At 72.3% G+C, this 17,308-nt stretch carries 15 protein-coding genes and 1 riboswitch; of the genes, 1 reads left to right on the forward strand and 14 read right to left on the reverse strand.

Annotated elements, in window-relative coordinates; translation table 11 throughout:
• Window positions 1-96: 96 nt before the first annotated feature.
• The 14 genes from OG462_RS38005 to OG462_RS38070 all read right to left on the reverse strand — a co-directional run bounded on the left by OG462_RS38005 (window position 97) and on the right by OG462_RS38070 (window position 16,419).
• Window positions 97-378 (reverse strand): acyl carrier protein, encoded by a 282-nt coding sequence (locus tag OG462_RS38005; protein ID WP_406065026.1) that lies wholly within the window; start codon window positions 376-378, stop codon window positions 97-99.
• Window positions 379-385: 7 nt separating this feature from the next.
• The gene (locus tag OG462_RS38010; protein ID WP_406065028.1) at window positions 386-1,960 is read right to left on the reverse strand and encodes a coproporphyrinogen-III oxidase family protein; all 1,575 of its coding nucleotides are present in this window, start codon (window positions 1,958-1,960) and stop codon (window positions 386-388) included.
• Between the two features lie 22 nt (window positions 1,961-1,982).
• Window positions 1,983-2,276, reverse strand: a complete 294-nt coding sequence (locus tag OG462_RS38015; protein ID WP_406065030.1) for a ferredoxin family protein — start codon at window positions 2,274-2,276, stop codon at window positions 1,983-1,985.
• A gap of 80 nt (window positions 2,277-2,356) precedes the next feature.
• On the reverse strand, window positions 2,357-3,445 hold the full coding sequence (locus OG462_RS38020) for an aminotransferase class IV (protein ID WP_406065032.1): 1,089 nt from the start codon (window positions 3,443-3,445) through the stop codon (window positions 2,357-2,359).
• Entirely contained in the window at window positions 3,442-4,680 is a 1,239-nt protein-coding gene (locus OG462_RS38025) for an acetyl-CoA carboxylase biotin carboxylase subunit family protein (protein ID WP_406065034.1), read from the reverse strand. The genes OG462_RS38020 and OG462_RS38025 overlap by 4 nt, the downstream gene beginning before the upstream one ends.
• Complete coding sequence (locus OG462_RS38030; protein WP_406065036.1) at window positions 4,674-5,873, reverse strand: hypothetical protein; 1,200 nt, start codon at window positions 5,871-5,873, stop codon at window positions 4,674-4,676. The genes OG462_RS38025 and OG462_RS38030 overlap by 7 nt, the downstream gene beginning before the upstream one ends.
• On the reverse strand, window positions 5,858-7,114 hold the full coding sequence (locus tag OG462_RS38035) for an MFS transporter (protein WP_406065037.1): 1,257 nt from the start codon (window positions 7,112-7,114) through the stop codon (window positions 5,858-5,860). Before OG462_RS38035 ends, OG462_RS38030 begins: the two co-directional genes overlap by 16 nt.
• Window positions 7,114-7,698 carry a bacilysin biosynthesis protein BacA gene (locus OG462_RS38040; RefSeq protein WP_406065039.1) on the reverse strand — a complete coding sequence of 195 codons (585 nt, stop codon included), beginning with the start codon at window positions 7,696-7,698 and terminating at the stop codon, window positions 7,114-7,116. Before OG462_RS38040 ends, OG462_RS38035 begins: the two co-directional genes overlap by 1 nt.
• Window positions 7,695-8,855 carry a branched-chain amino acid aminotransferase gene (locus OG462_RS38045; RefSeq protein WP_406065040.1) on the reverse strand — a complete coding sequence of 387 codons (1,161 nt, stop codon included), beginning with the start codon at window positions 8,853-8,855 and terminating at the stop codon, window positions 7,695-7,697. The genes OG462_RS38040 and OG462_RS38045 overlap by 4 nt, the downstream gene beginning before the upstream one ends.
• Window positions 8,848-10,080 (reverse strand): DUF6421 family protein, encoded by a 1,233-nt coding sequence (locus OG462_RS38050; protein ID WP_406065042.1) that lies wholly within the window; start codon window positions 10,078-10,080, stop codon window positions 8,848-8,850. Before OG462_RS38050 ends, OG462_RS38045 begins: the two co-directional genes overlap by 8 nt.
• A gap of 182 nt (window positions 10,081-10,262) precedes the next feature.
• Window positions 10,263-10,862, reverse strand: coding sequence for a hypothetical protein (locus tag OG462_RS38055; RefSeq protein WP_406065044.1), 600 nt, complete (start codon window positions 10,860-10,862; stop codon window positions 10,263-10,265).
• Window positions 10,859-15,079 carry an SNF2-related protein gene (locus OG462_RS38060; protein WP_406065046.1) on the reverse strand — a complete coding sequence of 1,407 codons (4,221 nt, stop codon included), beginning with the start codon at window positions 15,077-15,079 and terminating at the stop codon, window positions 10,859-10,861. The genes OG462_RS38055 and OG462_RS38060 overlap by 4 nt, the downstream gene beginning before the upstream one ends.
• A gap of 270 nt (window positions 15,080-15,349) precedes the next feature.
• On the reverse strand, window positions 15,350-16,177 hold the full coding sequence (locus tag OG462_RS38065; RefSeq protein ID WP_406065048.1) for a CbtA family protein: 828 nt from the start codon (window positions 16,175-16,177) through the stop codon (window positions 15,350-15,352).
• A gap of 14 nt (window positions 16,178-16,191) precedes the next feature.
• Complete coding sequence (locus OG462_RS38070; RefSeq protein WP_073904881.1) at window positions 16,192-16,419, reverse strand: CbtB-domain containing protein; 228 nt, start codon at window positions 16,417-16,419, stop codon at window positions 16,192-16,194.
• A gap of 59 nt (window positions 16,420-16,478) precedes the next feature.
• Window positions 16,479-16,567: riboswitch (cobalamin riboswitch) on the reverse strand.
• 169 nt (window positions 16,568-16,736) lie between these two features.
• Here OG462_RS38070 and OG462_RS38075 point away from each other — a divergent pair.
• Complete coding sequence (locus OG462_RS38075; protein WP_406065050.1) at window positions 16,737-17,306, forward strand: histidine phosphatase family protein; 570 nt, start codon at window positions 16,737-16,739, stop codon at window positions 17,304-17,306.
• Window positions 17,307-17,308: the final 2 nt, after the last annotated feature.

Genomic DNA, 17,308 nt, shown 5'->3' on the forward strand with positions numbered 1-17,308 from the left:
CGCACGTCCGCCCGGGAACGGGGCCGGACCGGCCCCGCCCCCGGCCGCGGACCGGTCTCGGGCTCCGGACCCGGCCCCACCCCCGTCGTGGAGATCTCAGACAGGGGACACCTCGTCGTCCAGGAGCTCTTCGAGCAGCTCGGACAGCGAACCCAGGGTCGCGAAGTTCTCGACGGTCAGCAGCTCCGGTTCGAGCTCGATGTCGTAGAACGTCTCGAAGGCCAGGGTCAGTTCGATCATCTGGGTCGAGTTCAGCGAGAGCCCGCCGTTGAACAGCGGGGTCGCGGAGGTCAGTTCGACCCGTTGGTGCGGGAAGATCACGGCGATGACCTCGCGGAGGTCGTCCTCGATGCCCGCCTGCGTCTTGCGGTCGCTCACCCTCGGTTCAACTCCTCTCGGGCGCCGCGGCGGTGCCCTCGCCCTGTGCTTTCGGACCGCCCTCGGACTGCGTCGCCGCCGCGGCGCTCTCCTCCGGCGTCTTCGGGCGGGTCTGCAGGAAGAGCGGGGTCCGCGGGATGTTCTGCGCGTCCTGGTGGAACGGGTTGCGCTTGTTCTTCAGCGAGAGGTACATGGTGCGGCGGGCGCGCGCCTTCTCCTCGTCGGAGTAGAAGAGGAAGGCGATGTTGCCGGCGTTCTCCCGGCCGACCTCGGTGAGGGTGACGTCCTCGTCGGTCTCCACGGCGTAGCCGCCCTCGACGAGCCAGTCGATCTCCCGGCGGTACTTCTCGAAGTTGGCGACATCCGCCTTCTTCACGCTCCCGAAGACCGGGAAGAAGACCATGACGCGGTTCTCGACCTCGTCCTCGCTGCAGATACGGCCCTGCTCGATGGGGATGATCCCGGCCTCGACCTCCCGCATCCACCGCTCGACGTCCGTGTGGTTGCGGTAGCTGCGCTCGCCCATGTAGTTCTCGGCGGCCGGACCGATGCCGAGCGTGTAGCTGGCGCGGTAACCATTGCCGCCGCAGGCGTGGTTGAGGCCGATCTCGCCCGGGTCGTCGAGGCGGGTGAAGAAGTTGATCAGCAGCTGCTTGTCGTAGCCGTACGCCGCGAGACCGTCCTTGATCTGCCGGTACTGCTCGCGCTCGATGGCGCCCGACGGCTTGACGTCGGCGACCTTCCCCGCGCGGATCTGCTGGTCGAGCCGGGTGCCCTCCCACTGGTTGAAGCGGTACGTCTGCACGAAGCTGGGGCGCAGCTCGGCGCAGATGCCCTGGAGGTCCTTGGCGAGGACCTCGTCGTCCTGCCCCGGCAGGTTGTACATGAGGTCGAGCGCGAAGGTGCGGATGCCGGCCTTGCGGATGTTCTCGGCCGTCTGGTGGACCTGCTCGACGGTGGCCTTGATGGTGAGCTTCTTGCGGATCTCCGGGTCGAGCGTCTGGACGCCGAAGGAGATACGGGTGATGCCGAGCGACTTCAGCATCTCGATGTAGCCGTCCTTGGAGAGCCCGAGCGGGCTGCCCTCCAGGGAGATGCCGTCGGCCTCGCTGAGGTCGAACTCGCGGTGCACGGCCTCCAGGATGGTGGCCATGGAGTCCTGTTCGAGCGCGGAGGGCGTACCGCCGCCGAACTGGACGTACTTGATCTTCGTCCCCTGGAAGTACTTCGAGCGCGCGTTGCGCTCGATCTCCTTCACCATCGCCTGGACGAAGCGCTTCTGCCGCTCGCCCTGGTACTTCGCCGCGGACTCCTTGAAGCACGCGCAGAAGTTGCAGAACGCCTCGCAGAACGGGATGTGGAAGTAGAGCAGGATGTCGGTCTGCTCCGGGTGGGACTGCCGGTCCAGGAAGGAGAAGTACTCCGCCTTCTTCGCCTCGTCGTCGAGGGAGTCCTGGAAGGCGCAGATCTTGGGGTAGAACCAGGTGACGTTGGTGCGCTTCTCGGGGCTCTCGAACTCGTCCTTCAGATAGAAGTTCGAGTCGAGCCCGAGCATGAAGGGGTTCTCGACGTGGGTCGTCATGGCCTCGGTTCCCGCTCTCTGATCAGGAAGGCTGGCTGGAGGGCTGTCCCTGGGGACCCCGGCTCTCATGGAGGACCGGGTAGGTGGCGCTCATCTCTCCGTTGATCTCGATCCACTGGAGCTTGTCCTCCGGCAGGTCGACGTCCGCCCAGATGGCCTCGGGCGGGCACTCGGCGACGCACGCGTTGCAGTCGATGCATTCCTCGGGGTTGATGTAGAGCATCTCGGGGCCCTCGTGGAAACAGCTCACGGGGCAGACGTCCACACAGTCCGTGTACTTGCAGCCGATGCACTCGTCGGTGACGACGTACGCCATTTTCTCGGTACCTCCACGCTCTGTGTTCCCGGCGGTTCCGCGTTCCCGCCGCGGCTCGTGTCACAAGGGGTGTGACGCCCTCACGCGTGGACCGGCGCGACCTCGGTCAGCCGGCGCATCCAGCCGAAGCGGTCGACCGCCTCGCCCCGGTGGATGCCGTCGAGCAGCCCGTGGAAGCGCGCGGTCACCGGACCGGCCTCCTCGGCGGCGAACCGGTACTCCTCGCCCTGGTGGCCGAGTGCGGTGACCGGCACCACGCCGACCTCGGTGCCGGTGGCGAAGCACTCGGTGACGGTGCCGTCGGCGATGCCCTTGAGGACCTCCGCCAGCTCCACCGGCCGCTCGACGACCCGCGTTCCGGAGTCCCGAGCCAGCTTGACGACGGAGTCGCGGGTCACCCCGGGCAGCACGGAACGGTCGAGCGCCGGAGTGGTCAGAACCCCGTCGATCACGAAGAAGGCGTTGAGGTTCCCGATCTGCTGCACGAAGCGGCCCTGCGGCCCGTCGAGCCACAGCACGTGGTCGTAGCCGTAGTTGGCGGCGACCTCGGTGGGCACCACGCCCGCCGCCAGGGACCCGGCGTCGTTGACGTCGCCGGTGCCGCCGGGCCAGGCCCGTACGTAACCGTCGAGCGTCATCGCCCGGACCGGCCTCCCGGCCGCCCCGGCCGGGGCGGCGACCGAGGCGAGGACGTAGAAGAGGCAGTGGTCGGCGGGGGAGGGGGCGAGGCCCGTGCCGTCGGCGGCGAGCACCGCACGCAGGTGCAGGGCCGCGCCGGGCGTCTCGGGGAGCCACTCCTGGTCCAGCTCCACCAGGGCGCGGACGGACGTCCACACCCGGTCGAAGTCGACCTGCGGCAGCGCGAGCCGCCGGGCGCCGTTGTTGAGGCGCTTGATGTGGCTGTCCGGACGGAACACGGCGATCGTGCCGTCCGCCGTACGGTACGCCGTGAACGTGTCCACGACCGTCTGGCCGGCCAGCACGGCGGCGGCGGTCGGCCGCAGCGCCGGGATCGTGTCCCGGTCGGCCACGGTCGGACCCTGCCAGGTACGGCGCTTGCCGGTCCGCATGAAGAAGGCGTGATCGGTGAGGACCGGCGCGGTCGACCCGTCCGCCTCCGGCCGCGGGCGGGGGGTTGCGGTGGGTGTGACCACCAGTTCGTTGCTCATGCGCGGACACCTTCCTTGTCCTTGAGGTCGACGCCCTCGATGTCGACCTCGACGTCTGCGATGACCGAGGCGACAAGACGCTCGACCTGGTCGAGGGCTCCCTCGAAGTGGATGCGGGCGACCCGGTTGCTGAAGATGTCGTCCGGGTCGAGAACCGTGCCCGGCTCCGCCTCCGGGACGAGGTCCCGGAACTCGGCGGCCCCGGTGAACGGTTCGACACCGGTCAGCGTCCCGGCGTACGGCCCGGGCCGGGTGGTGGTGACGAACGCCAGGCCGGCGCTCACCGGTGACAGCGGACCCGGCTCGTGCCGCAGCCCCCGGGCGGCGTCCGCCGCCGCGGCGCACAGGTCCACCCCGGGCCCGGCGAGCACGAGTTCGGGGATGTTGTCCCCGGCGAGCCGGGCGCCGACCTCGATCAGCACCGGGCGACCGTCACGGTCGATGCGCGTCTCGATGTGGAAGGGACCCACCGACAGCTCGAAGGCCTTCACGACCCGCCGGGCGAAGTCTTCGAGGAGCACCCCGTGCGGCGACTGCGCCGGCGCGGTGGCGATGTGGCCCATCTCGAAGAAGTCGGGCTCCGCCGACAGGAACTTGGTGGTGACGCTGGCGAGATGCGGCCCTGCGGCATCGACCCAGCCGTCCAGGGAGAACTCCGGCCCCTCTACGTACTCCTCGACCAGGGCCGCCCGCCGCGGGTTCGGGTGGAACTTCACCGCGCCCGGGCCGTGGACGGTCGCGCAGGCCCGCGCGTACTCCTCCTCGTCACGGCAGAGGCTCACCATCAGGCTCCCACCGCAGTCGACGGGCTTCACGACGACCGGGAACGGCAGCGGACACCGGCCCGCCGACCCCGGCTCCACGAGCACCGAGCGCGGGAAGGCGACACCCCGCTCGGCGCACCACCGGCGCATCACGTCCTTCTGCCGCACCGCCTCGGCCGCCTCCGCGCCCAGCGCCGGAAGCCCGAGCGCCCTGGCCAGCTCGGCGCTCTCCGGCACCACGTACTCGAAGCCCGCGACGACGCCGGTGGGCCGTACCCCGGACTCCTCGACGATACGGAGCAGTTCCGGCACGCCCCGGTCGGGATGCCAGTCGACGACCGTCGCGGCCGCCGCGACCTCCGGCGGCAGCAGCTCGGGGAACTGGGTGGGGATCAGACAGGGGATCCCCGACTCCACCACCCGGGCGGCGAGCCGGCTGCCTGCCGACAGGGGCTGGACGACGATCAGCACGGCAGGACCTCCGACGACGCTCCGGCGAGGAACCGCTCGTCGTCCCCGAGGAAACCCCAGTCGGGAGCGGGAACGGGCAGCCGCCGGTCGGTACGGGACATGAACAGGGTGCGGCGCGCGTGGAGTTCGGCCCCACGCAGCGACTTCGCGCGGTACGAGGTGACCCCGAGGTGGACGGCGTCGAGACCCCGCTCCAGGGCGAGCCGCAGCGGGCCGTACACCGTGGCCTCGAAGTACTCGCCGGAGGTCCCGTGCCCGGCCGCGTAGTCGCAGCCGAAGACACGCATGTGGAGCGTCCGGCCGTGGACGATGCCCAGGGCGAACGCGGCCGGCCGGTCGTGCTCGTCGAGTACCTCGGTGATCACGACGTCGGCGCCGGCGGCGCCACGACCGTCGTCGGTGACGCCCTCGCCGTCACCGGTGGCGCCGTCGCCTCCGCCGATGCTCAGACAGCGGCGCAGATAGCGGATCGCGCCCTCCTCGCTCAGCTCCTCGCCGTGCCGGGCCTGGACCTGGACGACGAGCGGCGCGTACCGCTCCAGGCCGGCCGGATCGGCGGCCACGCTCCGCGACCGGTAGCCGCCGCCGGCCAGCCGCTTCAGGTCACGGCGTACCAGCGAACGCCGTGAACCGGGCAGCGCCGCCACGTGCTCGTCGAAGCTCGCACCACGCGGCCGTACCACCGCCGTCGGCAGACAGGGCGTGGCGACGGTGGCGAAGCCGGGCAGCGCGGCGAGCGCGTCGGCCTCCTCCTCCGGCAGGTACCACCAGGAGACGTGCCCGGCGCCGCGCTCCTCCGCCCGCTCCAGAAGGCGGTCGCAGAGAGCGGTGAGGAGCCGGGTGCGGTCCGCGCCGGACAGGCCGGGGCCGATCAGCACCCGGTTGTCGTACCCGGTGCGCGATCCGGCCAGGACCTGCACGTCCGGGGTGTACCCGAGGAGCGTGGTCTCGTTGTAGAGCGGGTTGCTGTCGCCGCCGGACGCTGTGTGGAAGGGCACGAGAGCACCGGTCCGGCCGCTCGCCTCGTCCCGGGCGACCAGATAGGCCGTGTCGAAGCCGCGGTCGCCCTCCTGGGAGACCGTCCACCGCCGGGACGAGTAGAACCCGCCTTCGTCCAGCCACGACGTGTCGGCACCGGAGGGGCCGAGGTGGGACCGCTCTCCCACCACGAAGGGGGTCAGGGTGTCGTCCATGCCTCGTCCTGCCTCTCGGTCGTGTACGTCCCCCCGGCGAGGACCCAGGTGGCGACGACGCTCAGCACCGCGACGGAGGTGGCCGCCACCGGGGCCGTGGTGAAGAGCAGCAGGAGGGCGGCGGCGCCGGCGCCGATCGGAATGGTCCCGAAGGCGAACGTCCGGTACACCGCGTTCACCCGGCCCAGCATCCCCTCGGGCGAGACGAGTTGACGTCTCGTCAGGGAGTGCACGTTGTAGAACGCCATGGCCGCGCCGTACACGAGCATGCTCGCCAGGAACGCCACCGCACCCCAGACGCCGAAGTCCAGCGACCAGAGCGCCGCGAGGAGTGCCGCCTGGGACGCGAGCAGCGCCCACACCCAGGACCGGGCGCCGTCCCCGCCGCCGTACCGGGCGGTGGCCCTGGCGCCGATCACACTGCCGACGCCCGCCGCGCTGAAGCCGAAGCCGAGGAACGCGACCGAGTGGTCCGTCTCCTGCACCACGGCGATGAACAGCACGCTCAGGGCGACCTGTTCGGCCAGATTGAACAGGGAACCCGCCGCCACCAGACGCCGCAGCGGGTCGGAGGCCGCGACGGCGGCGAACCCGGCGCGGATGGACGCGTTCTCCCGGGTCGCCCGGTTCCGCGAGGGCTTCTGGCGGGCCCGCAGGGCCGCCCCGCCGAACAGATAGGAGACCGCGTCCAGGGCGACGGCGAGCCCGGGCCCGAGCCCCGAGACGACCAGACCGCCGATGGCGGGTCCCGCGGTCTGCGAGACCGCGTTGACCGCCGCCAACTGCCCGTTGGCACGCGTCAGATCCTCGGTGTCGACGGTGTCCGGGACGTACGCGAGGAGCGAGGTGTCGAACAGCGCGGTGAACGCGCCGAGCAGCACCGCCGCCGCGAACAGCGTCGCGTAGTTCAGCCAGGCCGCGGCGGCGAGCGTCACCACGAGGAACAGGACGACGGCGCGCGCGAAATGGGACGCGTAGAGCAACGGGGCCCGGTCCCGCAGGTCCGCCAGCCTCCCCGCGAACGGGGTCACCAGGAGGACGGGGACGAACTGCGCGCCGCTCAGCAGCGCGATCTGCGACGGAGACGCCTTCAGATCGGCGGCGGCGAGCACCGGCAGTGCGACCAGGGTCAGTTGGGAACCCGCCGAGGACACCGCCTCGCTCACCATGAGCGCCTGGAAAGCGGCGGGGAGTCGGCCTCGCCTTGCCGGTGGTGCCGTGTTCCGAGCGGTCTTGCGCATCACACCGTCCCGGTCGTGGAGCCGGTGGCGGCCTTGCCCACGTGCAGCGTGAAGACCATCGGGACCGGCCCGAAGTTCTCCAGGACCCGCAGCCCCTCGGCCTGGGCGGCCCGGCCCGTGGTCACACACGCGTCGTACTCGCCGGCCGCGCACAGAGCGGCGGCCCGGGAGTTGCTGCTCGCGAGGGAGACGGTTCCCCGGTCGGTCACCAGGCAGCTGGGGGCCGGGTGGGAGACGATCGTACGGACCTCGACCTGGTCCGACCGGCCCGCGAGGACCATGTCGTGGGTGTCCAGGATGAAGCTGTCGACCATCTCAAGACGGTGCAGGTTGCCGAAGACGAGGTCGTGCAGCCGGGGATAGACGGCGCACGCCAGTATGGCCTCGCTCCCGTCGAAGCCCATCACGTCGAGCCCGTCCTCCACCTCGGAGTGGAGCAGGACGGTGCCGGCGACCCCGCGCTCGGCGAACCAGTGGTGCGCGGCCTTCTCCAGGTTGGTGCCGGAGGGACCGAGGGTATGGATTCTGGTGACGCCCGACAGCGTGCCGTCACGGTCGGCCTTCAGCGCCGTGCTGTCGCTCATGCGTCTCGTCCCTCGCCCTCGATCGCGGCCGTTCCGGCGTTCCCGGTGACCGGCAGCAGCCATCCGTGCGTGTCAGGTGTACGTGCGTGCTGGACGTCCAGAAGGGCGCTGCGGAGCCGTTCGGTCACCGGGCCCTCCTTGCCGTCGCCGATGATCAGGTCCGCGTCCCCGGTGCCCAGGCGGCCCACGCCGACGACGACACCGGCCGTCCCGCACGCGAACATCTCGGCCAGGCCGCCGGAGCGGATCCCGTCACGGACGGCGTCGAGGGCGGTGGGTTCCTCCACGGCCGGCAGCCCGAGGCCTGCGGCCAGGGTGAGGAGCGAGTCGCGCGTGAGGCCCCGCACGATCGTCCCGTCGCACGGCGGGGTGGCCAGGCGGGGCCGCCCGTCCGCGTCGTGCCAGACGAAGAAGACGTTCATGGTGCTGAGCTCCTCGACCCAACGCCGTTCGAGACCGTCGAGCCACAGCGCCTCGTCGTACCCGGCGGCCTGCGCCTCGGTCCGGGTCAGGAGGCTCGCCGCGTAGTTCCCGGCACATTTCGCCTCGCCCGTCCCGCCCCGTACCGCGCGCACCGTCTCCGTCGCGGCGGTGACCGCGAGCGGACGGAAGTCGCTCCCGAAACAGGGGTCGGCGGGGTAGGCGAGGAAGACGCACCGGTAGCCGCGCGAGGGCCGGAGCCCCATCTCGGCCTCCGTGGCGAGCAGCAGCGGCCGGATGTACAGGCTCTGCCCGTACCCGCCGGGCACCCAGTGGGCGTCCGCGGCGACCAGCTCGGCGCAGGCCCGGGTGAACAGCTCGACGGGCATCTCGGCCATCGCGAGCCGCGCGGCCGAGCGTGCGAGGCGACGTCCGTGGTCGGCCGCCCGGAAGAGGGACACCGTTCCGTCCGCGCCCCGGAAGGCCTTCATGCCCTCGAAGACGGCCTGCCCGTAGTGGAGCCCCAGCGTGGCAGGGTCCATCGACAGTGCGCCGTACGGCTCGATCCTCGGCTCCGACCAGCCGCTTCCGGCCTCCCATTCCACGACGGCGACACGGCCGGTGGAATGGCGGCAGAACCCGGGGTCCTGGAGGATCCGGTCGAGGCCGGGCGGTCCAAGAGGTGCGGGCGATGCCGGCGCCCAGGGCGCCGGCATCGACGCGGCTGTGTCAGACATGGACCTCGGAACCCCACAGACCGATCGGTGCCAGGGGGCCGCCGTACCGGTCGGGCTTGCTCTCCGGGCGCCGCAGGAGCGTCTCGTAGAGGAAGTCCACCGCCCGTGTCCGGTAGGCGTCGTCGTCCTCGATCGTCTCGATCTCCTCGATCCGCCGCACGAGTTCGCGGACGCACTCCACGATCTCCGGCTTGGACCCCAGCGCACGCCGTCCCTGTCCGTCGTCCGTGAACAGCCCGTGCGCGGCCAGCCAGGTGCCGAGGGCGAACCCCGTTCCCGAGTCGAAGTTGCGCAGCGGCTCGGGCTGGGCGGGGTAGCGGAAGAGCCGTTCCAGCAGGATGTACTCGAAGACGACGGGGCCGAACGGCACGTCCTCCTCGAAGCAGGCGATCGCCGACTTCATGTCGACCTTGAGCTCTTCGAGGAGCCCGGGACGCCACTTCGTCTTGAGCGACAGGTGCTGGTCGAGCGGACGTGGCCCCGTGTGGTGGAAGTAGTCGTGCATGTAGCCCCAGACGCACCGGGCCTGGTACACGTCCTCGGGGTCGATCCCGGGGGAGACGAGGCCGGTGTCACCGGCGAACGGCGAGCCGGGACCGCACAGGCGCTCCGTGATCGCCAGGGTCTGGGCGTAGATGTCGACGTGCCGGTTGAAGAAGAACCAGGCGAAGTTCTGGTGCGTGCACTTCGTCGTGGCGGGGATGTTCTCGGGGAAGAACACCACGCAGTTGCCCTCCCGCAGCCCACGTGAGGCGGAGAGCAGCCGGGTCGACTGGAAGACGGCCTTCGGATGCGGATAGACGTCCTGGAGGTACGGCGTGCAGTCGGGGTCCTGACGGATCACCGAGAACGCCTCGATGTGGACCTCGTGACGATCGCTGTTGGGCAGGATCACCGGCCCGATGTACGCGGCGGCCTCACCGTCCTCGGGAGCGGGCACCGCGTCCCGGGTGGCGTCGAAGTCGGGCACGCCCTCGCACCCGCTCTTCGCCCATGCGGCCAAGTCCTGGAGCGTGGCTGATATCTGACGCTCCGGTATGAGGCCGGTAAGCCCTTCGACTGCCGCACGCACGTCGTCGAGGGCCGCGATCGGGTCTCCGTCCCTCTCGCCGCTCCGCACCTCGCGGAGACGGTCGACGGCCGGGACGACTCTACGTTCGAATTCCAGAAGCTCGGCAACGGTACGCGGACCCACTCCACCCCCCACAGCAATGGCCCCATACACGGAGCCGCGGGGCTCCGTGCGTTGTACGACTACATCACAGCACTGCCGGTCGCTTGGGACGCTAACACTCCAACTCGGCTTGAAACAATGGATGTTTGAAGATCGGGTCCTCAAGTCGTCGACCTGCGACGATGCGCCGGGGCGCACCGGCGCGCGCCGGTGCCTCGCGGTGGGCCGAGTCGTCACCTCCGCGTCGGCGCCCGGAGCGCCGTACGAGCCGCCCTGTACGCCGTGGCCGCGTCGGGGTGGGACACGGCGGCCGGCTGCCAGCTGCCGTAGCGCTCGACGTACGGGTGCCAGAGGTGGTCGGGGCCGTACCGCAGCTGGACCCGTGCGGGCGCGTCGGTGAGGTGGTTGTGGTGCCGCTCCACGGGGGCGGTGGGCGAGGGGCGGAGCGGCTGGACGGCGTGCTCGGCAGCGGCGAGGACGCCGGGGTCGGCCGGCAGCGGCGCGAGGAAGGTGGCGACGGCGGGCCGCCCGCCGAACCGATGGGCCGTGGCCAGAAGTCTCATCTGCCCGACGGAGAGGCCGAGTCGGGCGGCGGCGCGCTCCAGATGGACGTCTCCGCTGTGGGCGACGAAGCGGGCGATGTCGGCGGTGACATCGTCGACACCGTCGCCGAAGGCGCCTTCGGCGACGGTGGTTCGGGGGCCGTCGAGAAGGGCGGCCGCGCGGAGCGCCGCGTCGGCGACGAGGGCGCGCAGAGCGTCGAGGCCGGGCAGCGGTGCCGGGGGCGGCTCGGTGAGACCGTCCAGGACGGGGAGGGGGTCGGTGGAGTTCACGACGGGCCTCCCAGGCTGACGAGGTCCGCCAGTTCACGGTCGGAGAGCCGTGCGAGTCCCGCGTCCCCCGCACCCAGGACCGTGGCCTGCAAGGCCCGTTTGTGCGTGAGCAGTTGGTCGATCCGGTCCTCGATCGTGCCCCGTGTGACGAGACGGTGGACGGTGACCGTCCGCCGTTGCCCGATCCGGTGCGCACGGTCGGAGGCCTGGTCCTCCACAGCGGCGTTCCAGCTGCGGTCGAAGTGCACGACGTGGCTGGCCCGGGTCAGCGTGAGGCCGGTTCCGCCCGCCTTGAGGGACAGCACGAACAGGGGTGAGCGGCCCGCCTGGAAGGCGTCGACGAGCTCCTGCCGCTGCCGGGTGTCCAGGCCGCCGTGGAGAAACAGCGGGCGATGGCCGAGGTGCCGGAGGTGCTCGGTGAGGAGCCGGCCCATCGTCACGTAACCGGTGAAGACGAGCGCCGCCTCCCCGCGTGCGGTGATCACCTCGACGAGCTCGGCGAGGGCTTCCAGCTTGGCCGACCGGGCGGTGAACTCCCCTGCTCGGGACGGACCGGGATGGTCCTCGCCCCAGTAGTGGGCGGGGTGGTTGGTGATCTGTTTGAGGGCGGTGATCAGCTTGAACACCAGGCCGGATCGGGCCAGGGAGGGGGAGTGGGCGAGCTGCTCCATCGTCTCGCGGACGACGGCCTCGTAGAGGGCGACCTGCTCGGCGGTGAGCTCGACGATCCGCCGGGACTCGACCTTCGCGGGCAGCTCGGGGGCGACATGGGGGTCGGTCTTCCGGCGGCGCAGGAGGAACGGTGCGATCAGCCGGGCGAGGGCGCGTGCGGCGGGACCGTCCGGATCGCGCTCGGCGGCGGCCGCGTACCGGGACCGGAAGGCCTTCAGCGATCCGAAGAGGCCGGGATTCGCCCAGTCGAGCAGCGTCCACAGCTCGGAGAGGTTGTTCTCCACCGGGGTCCCGGTCAGGGCCAGGCGGGTGGTGGAGGCGACCGCGTGCAGCCGGCGGGCGGTGGAGGAGGCGTGGTTCTTGGCGTGCTGGGCCTCGTCCGCGATCACCAGATCCCAGGTACGGGTGGTGAGTTCGTCGTCGCGGCGCAGGACACCGTACGTCGTGAGGACGACGGTCCGCTCCCCGGCGGCGTCCAGGCTCCGTCGGGTGCCGTGGTAGACGGTCACGTCCAGCTGCGGGGCGAACCGGCGGAACTCCCGCTCCCAGTTGGTCACGAGCGACGACGGGCACACCACGAGGACCGGGCCGCGCTGCCCGTTCTCGTACCGATGGAGGGTGTACGAGATGGCCGTCAGGGTCTTGCCGAGGCCCATGTCGTCGGCGAGGACCGCGCCGAACCCGATCCCGCCGGTGTGGGCGAGCCAGGCCAACGCCCGCTCCTGGTAGGCACGGAGGGTGGCGGCGAGCCCGGCGGGCGCCGGCACCGGGGCCGCGTGCTCGCCCCGGCGCAGGATGTCGACGACGGCGGCGAGGCCCCCGCCCGCCCGGCACGGCACCGTCCGGCCGTCGACGTCCACGGTGCCGGTGAGGGCCGCAGTGAGCGCGTCGATCCCGGCGAGGGGGCCGATCTCCCGACGGCGTGCGCGCGCGACCGTGAGGGGATCGAGCAGCACCCAGCGGCCCCGGACCCGGACGAGGGGACGGGCGGCCTCGGCGAGCGCGTCCATCTCGGCCTCGCTCAGCACGTCGCCACCGAGCGCGAGCTGCCAGCGGAAGTCGAGCAGCGACTGGAGACTGAAGCGGGGCACGCCGCCGGCGGAGTGGATGCCGAGGGTGCCGTCCGCGTGGACGGCCTTCTCCGTCCCGACCACCGTGTGGGCCGAGAGCAGGTCGCGCAGTGCGGGCGGCCAGCGCAGCACCAGACCCTCGGCGGCCAGTTCCGCTTCGGCTTCGAGGAGCCGCGCGATCCCCGGGGCCTCCGCCACCAGCCGGTCGGGCGAGGTGAGCAGACCGGACAGGATCCCGCACCTGCGGGCCGCGCGTTCCAGCCGGCGGCGTACGCGCTCCCGCAGGTGGTACGGCTCGACGCCCGCCACCGGCTCCCGCGCGGTCCGCAGCAGACCGGCGGCGATCTCGTGGTCCGGCTTGTCGGGGTCGACGGCCACGAGCAGGCGACCGGTCAGCCGTCCTGCGGCGGCCTCCTCCTCGGACGGTGCGGTGAACTCGACGACGAGGCCGGGCGGCGGCCCGGAGTCCAGCCGGTCCTCGACCGCGTCCAGCCAGGGTCGCACCCGCGCGTCCTCCGCTTCGGGGAGCGGACCGCCGGCCGACGCGAGGAACGGGCCGGTGCCGAAGAGGACCGCCGCCGGGGGGCGCAGCAGCGTGTCGGCCAGAGCGTCGAGGAACGCCGGTACGGCGTCGAGCGCGGCGAGCTGCCGTCCCCCGTCGGCGACGGCATGGGCCCGGGGCGACATTCGGTGGGCGAGCTCCTCCACGGCCCGCGCGGTGGCGACCGGCAGGGGTCCCACCCGCCACCGGTCCACCCCGTCCGGGGTGAGCGCCGGGTGGACGAGCCCCGCGGCGACGGCCCGCAGCCCGAGCCGGGCCGCGTGCGCCCACTCCGTCGCCGTCGGATGCCACCCGGCGTCCCGGTCCCGGCGCAGCAGTACGGGTACGGCGTGGGCCAGCGGAACCCGCCATCCGACGACCTGCACGGGTCCGGGCGCCGGGGGCACAAGGAGCGAACCGCGCGCTGAGGACAGCGGCGCCGGGAGGTCGAGGCCCGGCATCGGAGCCCCGTCGGCCCGGTGGAGCAGCAGCCCGGCCGGCTCACCGGCACCCGGGAGGAAGGAGACGGCACACCCGGCCGCGAGGGCTTCCGCGATGACGTCGCCGACCGCGATCCGTCCCGCCGGAGCCGGAGCCGGAGCCGGAGCCGGAGCTGAGACCTGAGCCGGTGCCAGGACCGGCACCGGCCCGGGCGGGGGCGGGCCGGCGGATCGAGGCCCGGGCACGGGGGCGGGCCGGGGCGAGGGCACGGAGGGGGGCCGGGGCGGGGGCACGGCCGACGGTCCCGACACCCGCGCCGGGGGAGTCGACTCGGTGTCGAGGGCGACCAGTTCCACCAGGAGCGCCGACGCGGCCGCACGACGTGCGTCCGCCCGCGTCTTCGCCCGGTGGGTGGCGGACACCTCCGCCCCCGTACGGACAAGGGTGCAGGTGTACGTACAGGTGACGCTCTTCGGTGCCGCCGCGAACGTCGACTCCGGCTTGGAGATGACCTCCAACTGGGTGTACTTGTTCAGGTACTTCACCGGATCCTGACCCGTGGGCACCGGCTGGATCCGTACCGGCCGGGACGAGCCGCCACCGTCGGGGGCCCGCTCCTCCTCCGGTTCCGGAAGTCCGGTGAGCTCCGCCAGGAGCGCGACCGCGCCCAGGTGCACGGCCTGCCGCCGGTCGCGTGCCGTGCGCTCGGCGCCGTCGACGGTGCGACCGTCGCCGTCGTCCCAGCTCCAGCGGCAGGAGAAGCCCCCGTCGGCCGCGACGACCGTGTGCCGGGGCTCCGCGCCCCGCTCGTCCGCCTGCCAGCGCAGCAGTGTGGCCGCCGAGTTCTGCATCCGCGCCGCGAGGCGGAGGGCGTGGACGCGCAGCTCCCGCCAGGCCGGCCCCCGCGCACCGAACAGCAGCAGATGGACGTCCCGGTGCCGCAGCCGTGCCGAGCCCGCCCTGCGGGCGACCTCTGCCCGCAGCTCCTCGCCCGGCTCGTCCGCCGTCGTCACCCGGGTGTGGACCAGCGCCTCGAAGACCTCCGTTCCCATGCCGGGCAACGTCAGCCGCCCGCCGGCGGTGTCCCCCGTCGGCCCTTCGACGCCGGCGAGCCGGCGGAGCATCGCCTGGGCGGCGGACCGGCGGGCGAGCGCCGCCGTCTGCGCGCTACGGGCCGGGCCCGTCACCTGGCCGTCGCCGGGCCCCAGTCGTACCGCCGCCGTGTGCAGGACGTGCCCGTTCGGCAGGTGCTCGGTGGACTCGTCGTACGTGAGCGGTGGCCAGAACTCGAGCTGGGCGTGCGCCGTGAGGACCTGTTGCGCGGCCTCCGGCGTGCTGTGCAGCCCGTCGACCGCGAGGCGGCGGGCGGTCAGCCACACCGGGTCGTCGTCGGTCACCAGGAGAAGCATCCGCAGGTCTCGCCGCGTCAACTGCCCCGACCGCGCCAGGCTCTCGGCCTCGGACGCGACGTCGGGGTCCGACCGGCCCGCCACGACAGCCCTTCTGGCCCGCTCGTGCCACGCGGGCCGCACTCCGGTTTCCGTGGTACCGGACTGCCGGACGTCGTCGGCCGGCTGAGAACGACCAACCACGAGGAGATCCTCCGTACACATAACGTGATGAGACGTGCGCGCTCAGTATACGGAGAGAAGGAGTTGGCGATCTTCCAACGGTGAGCGGATCGACCGCAGTTGCCCGGGAGCGCGGAACTGCCCCGTACGCCGGGGGCGTACGGGGCAGTCCGTGGGGAGTCGTTCGGTCGATCAGCCGGGGATCGGTGCCCCGACCGGGGCCGGAGCGTCGGCGGCGGACGTCCGGCCGGCCAGGACCTTCTGCGCGAGAACGCCGAAGACCACGCCGAACACTGCCCACAGCACGGCCTGGACGGCCAGCGAGGCCAGCCTGAACTCCCAGAGGAGAGCGGCGGGGAAGCCCGCCTTGACCGCGTCGTCGTTCGCCGGGAGCAGCGCGAACGCGACACCGGTCACGACGAGGAACCCGGCCGCGGCGACCAGGGTCGCGTTCCAGTTGCCCAGACGCGGTGCGAGGCGCCGTCCCGCGATGACCGCCGCGAGCCCGAGCAGCACGCTGAGCAGGATCATCAGGAAGAACAGCGTGGTGCGCTTCCCGATGGTGTCCGGGTTCCCGACGGCCGGTGGGGTCGCCGGATACTTCAGGAACGGCACCAGATAGACGGTGGTGAACGCCGCCGCCGCGGTCAGCGCCGCGGTCGCCCGAGGGCTGAACCGGCCGACGCGGCCGAGCGCGAAGGAGAACGCCAGCGCGGCGATGCCGCCGAGCGCCACTCCGTACACGAGGACACCGGTGGCCAGGCCGAAGGTCGACTGGACGGGGCGGCTGACCGCCTCCTCCTCTTCCTCCGAGGCTTCCGCGGCGGCCGTGCCACCGTGACCGGCGTGTGCCGCGGGAGCGGCGTGCGCCTCCTGGGCGGCCTGGGCCTCCTCGACCGCGATGGCGCCGTTCACAGGAGGCTCACCCACCGCGTAGGCGACGGCGAAGGCCAGGAGACCGGCGATCAGGCCCGCGAGCATGCCACGGACCAGCAGGGATCTGACAGTTGAGGCGTGCATCTGCTTGTCCCCTCTCAGTGGCAGGGGAAGCCGAGCAGATGACGACCGTCGTGCACCCACTCGTGCACGTCGGAGCCCGCGATCAGGGACGTGGCACCCTGCTCGGCGCCCACGAAGTACAACGCGATCAGCGCGAGAAGCCCGACGAAGAACGCCCAGGGAAGGACGGCCCGGACGGGCAGCGGGGCCGGAACGGCCACGGAAGGGGCGGATGCGGCAGCGGAGACGACAGCCTCGGCCATGATGGAACCTCCTGCGGGAACTCGCGTCCCTGACGGTGGTGCAGGACGACGGTCCACGGGTCTGACTCACCGTGACACCACCCCCGTAACGGAAGGGCGGCACCCGGCTTACAGTGGCGCGACCGTGCCGGATTCTCACCGGACTTCCGTCTCGCCGTCGTCACGCTGTTCAAATGTCGCCCGACCGTACCGCGCACCGGGGGCGCCGCCAAGGGCGTGAGGCCTGAATCACGTTCGCACGCCCCCGGCGGAGCGGCGGCCCGGCGGCCCGGCGCTACCCTGGGCGCCGCCCCAGGCACCGACCGAGAAGGAAGCCGATGACCGTCCGGCTGACGCTGATCTCCCCCGCCACGAGCGGAGCACTGCGCGACGTCGGGTTCGACGACGACAGCCCGCTCGATCCCGCGGGATTCTCCCGGGCCGAGTCCGCCGCCTCCGCCGTCGACCCGTCCTCGCGCGCGTACTCCTCACCGTCGGCACGCTGCCGCCGGACGGCGGAGGCTCTCGGGCTGTCGGCGGAAGCCGTGACCGAACTCGCCGGCTGCGCCATGGGGCGGTGGAGGGGACGGACCCTCGCGGCCGTCGCCGCCGCCGAGGAAGCGGCGGTCGGCGTCTGGCTGTCCGACCCGGCAGCGGCACCCCACGGCGGGGAATCCCTGCGGGAGTTGCGGATACGGGTCGGCGTCTGGCTCGACGGCCTGCGGTCCGGCTCCGGACGCGTCACGGTCGTCGCCGAGCCGGACGTGATCCGCGCCGCGCTGGTCCACGCCCTCGGGGCACCGGACGAGGCGGCCCGGCGGCTCGACGTACGCCCCCTGACCGCCGTTCACCTGAGCGGGCGCGCCGAGCGCTGGAACCTGCGCGTCGGTGACCCGCTCACCCCTTAGGG

It is taken from the genome of Streptomyces sp. NBC_01077, assembly GCF_045162855.1.
Classification (GTDB): Bacteria; Actinomycetota; Actinomycetes; order Streptomycetales; family Streptomycetaceae; genus Streptomyces.

Excerpts from the sequence above, each read along its gene's own strand:
- OG462_RS38010 (WP_406065028.1), bottom strand. The coding sequence starts at position 1,960 with ATGACGACCCACGTCGAGAACCCCTTCATGCTCGGGCTCGACTCGAAC.
- OG462_RS38015 (WP_406065030.1), bottom strand. The coding sequence starts at position 2,276 with ATGGCGTACGTCGTCACCGACGAGTGCATCGGCTGCAAGTACACGGAC.
- OG462_RS38020 (WP_406065032.1), bottom strand. The coding sequence starts at position 3,445 with ATGAGCAACGAACTGGTGGTCACACCCACCGCAACCCCCCGCCCGCGG.
- OG462_RS38030 (WP_406065036.1), bottom strand. The coding sequence starts at position 5,873 with ATGGACGACACCCTGACCCCCTTCGTGGTGGGAGAGCGGTCCCACCTC.
- OG462_RS38035 (WP_406065037.1), bottom strand. The coding sequence starts at position 7,114 with ATGCGCAAGACCGCTCGGAACACGGCACCACCGGCAAGGCGAGGCCGA.
- OG462_RS38040 (WP_406065039.1), bottom strand. The coding sequence starts at position 7,698 with ATGAGCGACAGCACGGCGCTGAAGGCCGACCGTGACGGCACGCTGTCG.
- OG462_RS38045 (WP_406065040.1), bottom strand. The coding sequence starts at position 8,855 with ATGTCTGACACAGCCGCGTCGATGCCGGCGCCCTGGGCGCCGGCATCG.
- OG462_RS38065 (WP_406065048.1), bottom strand. The coding sequence starts at position 16,177 with ATGCACGCCTCAACTGTCAGATCCCTGCTGGTCCGTGGCATGCTCGCG.
- OG462_RS38070 (WP_073904881.1), bottom strand. The coding sequence starts at position 16,419 with ATGGCCGAGGCTGTCGTCTCCGCTGCCGCATCCGCCCCTTCCGTGGCC.
- OG462_RS38075 (WP_406065050.1), top strand. The coding sequence starts at position 16,737 with ATGACCGTCCGGCTGACGCTGATCTCCCCCGCCACGAGCGGAGCACTG.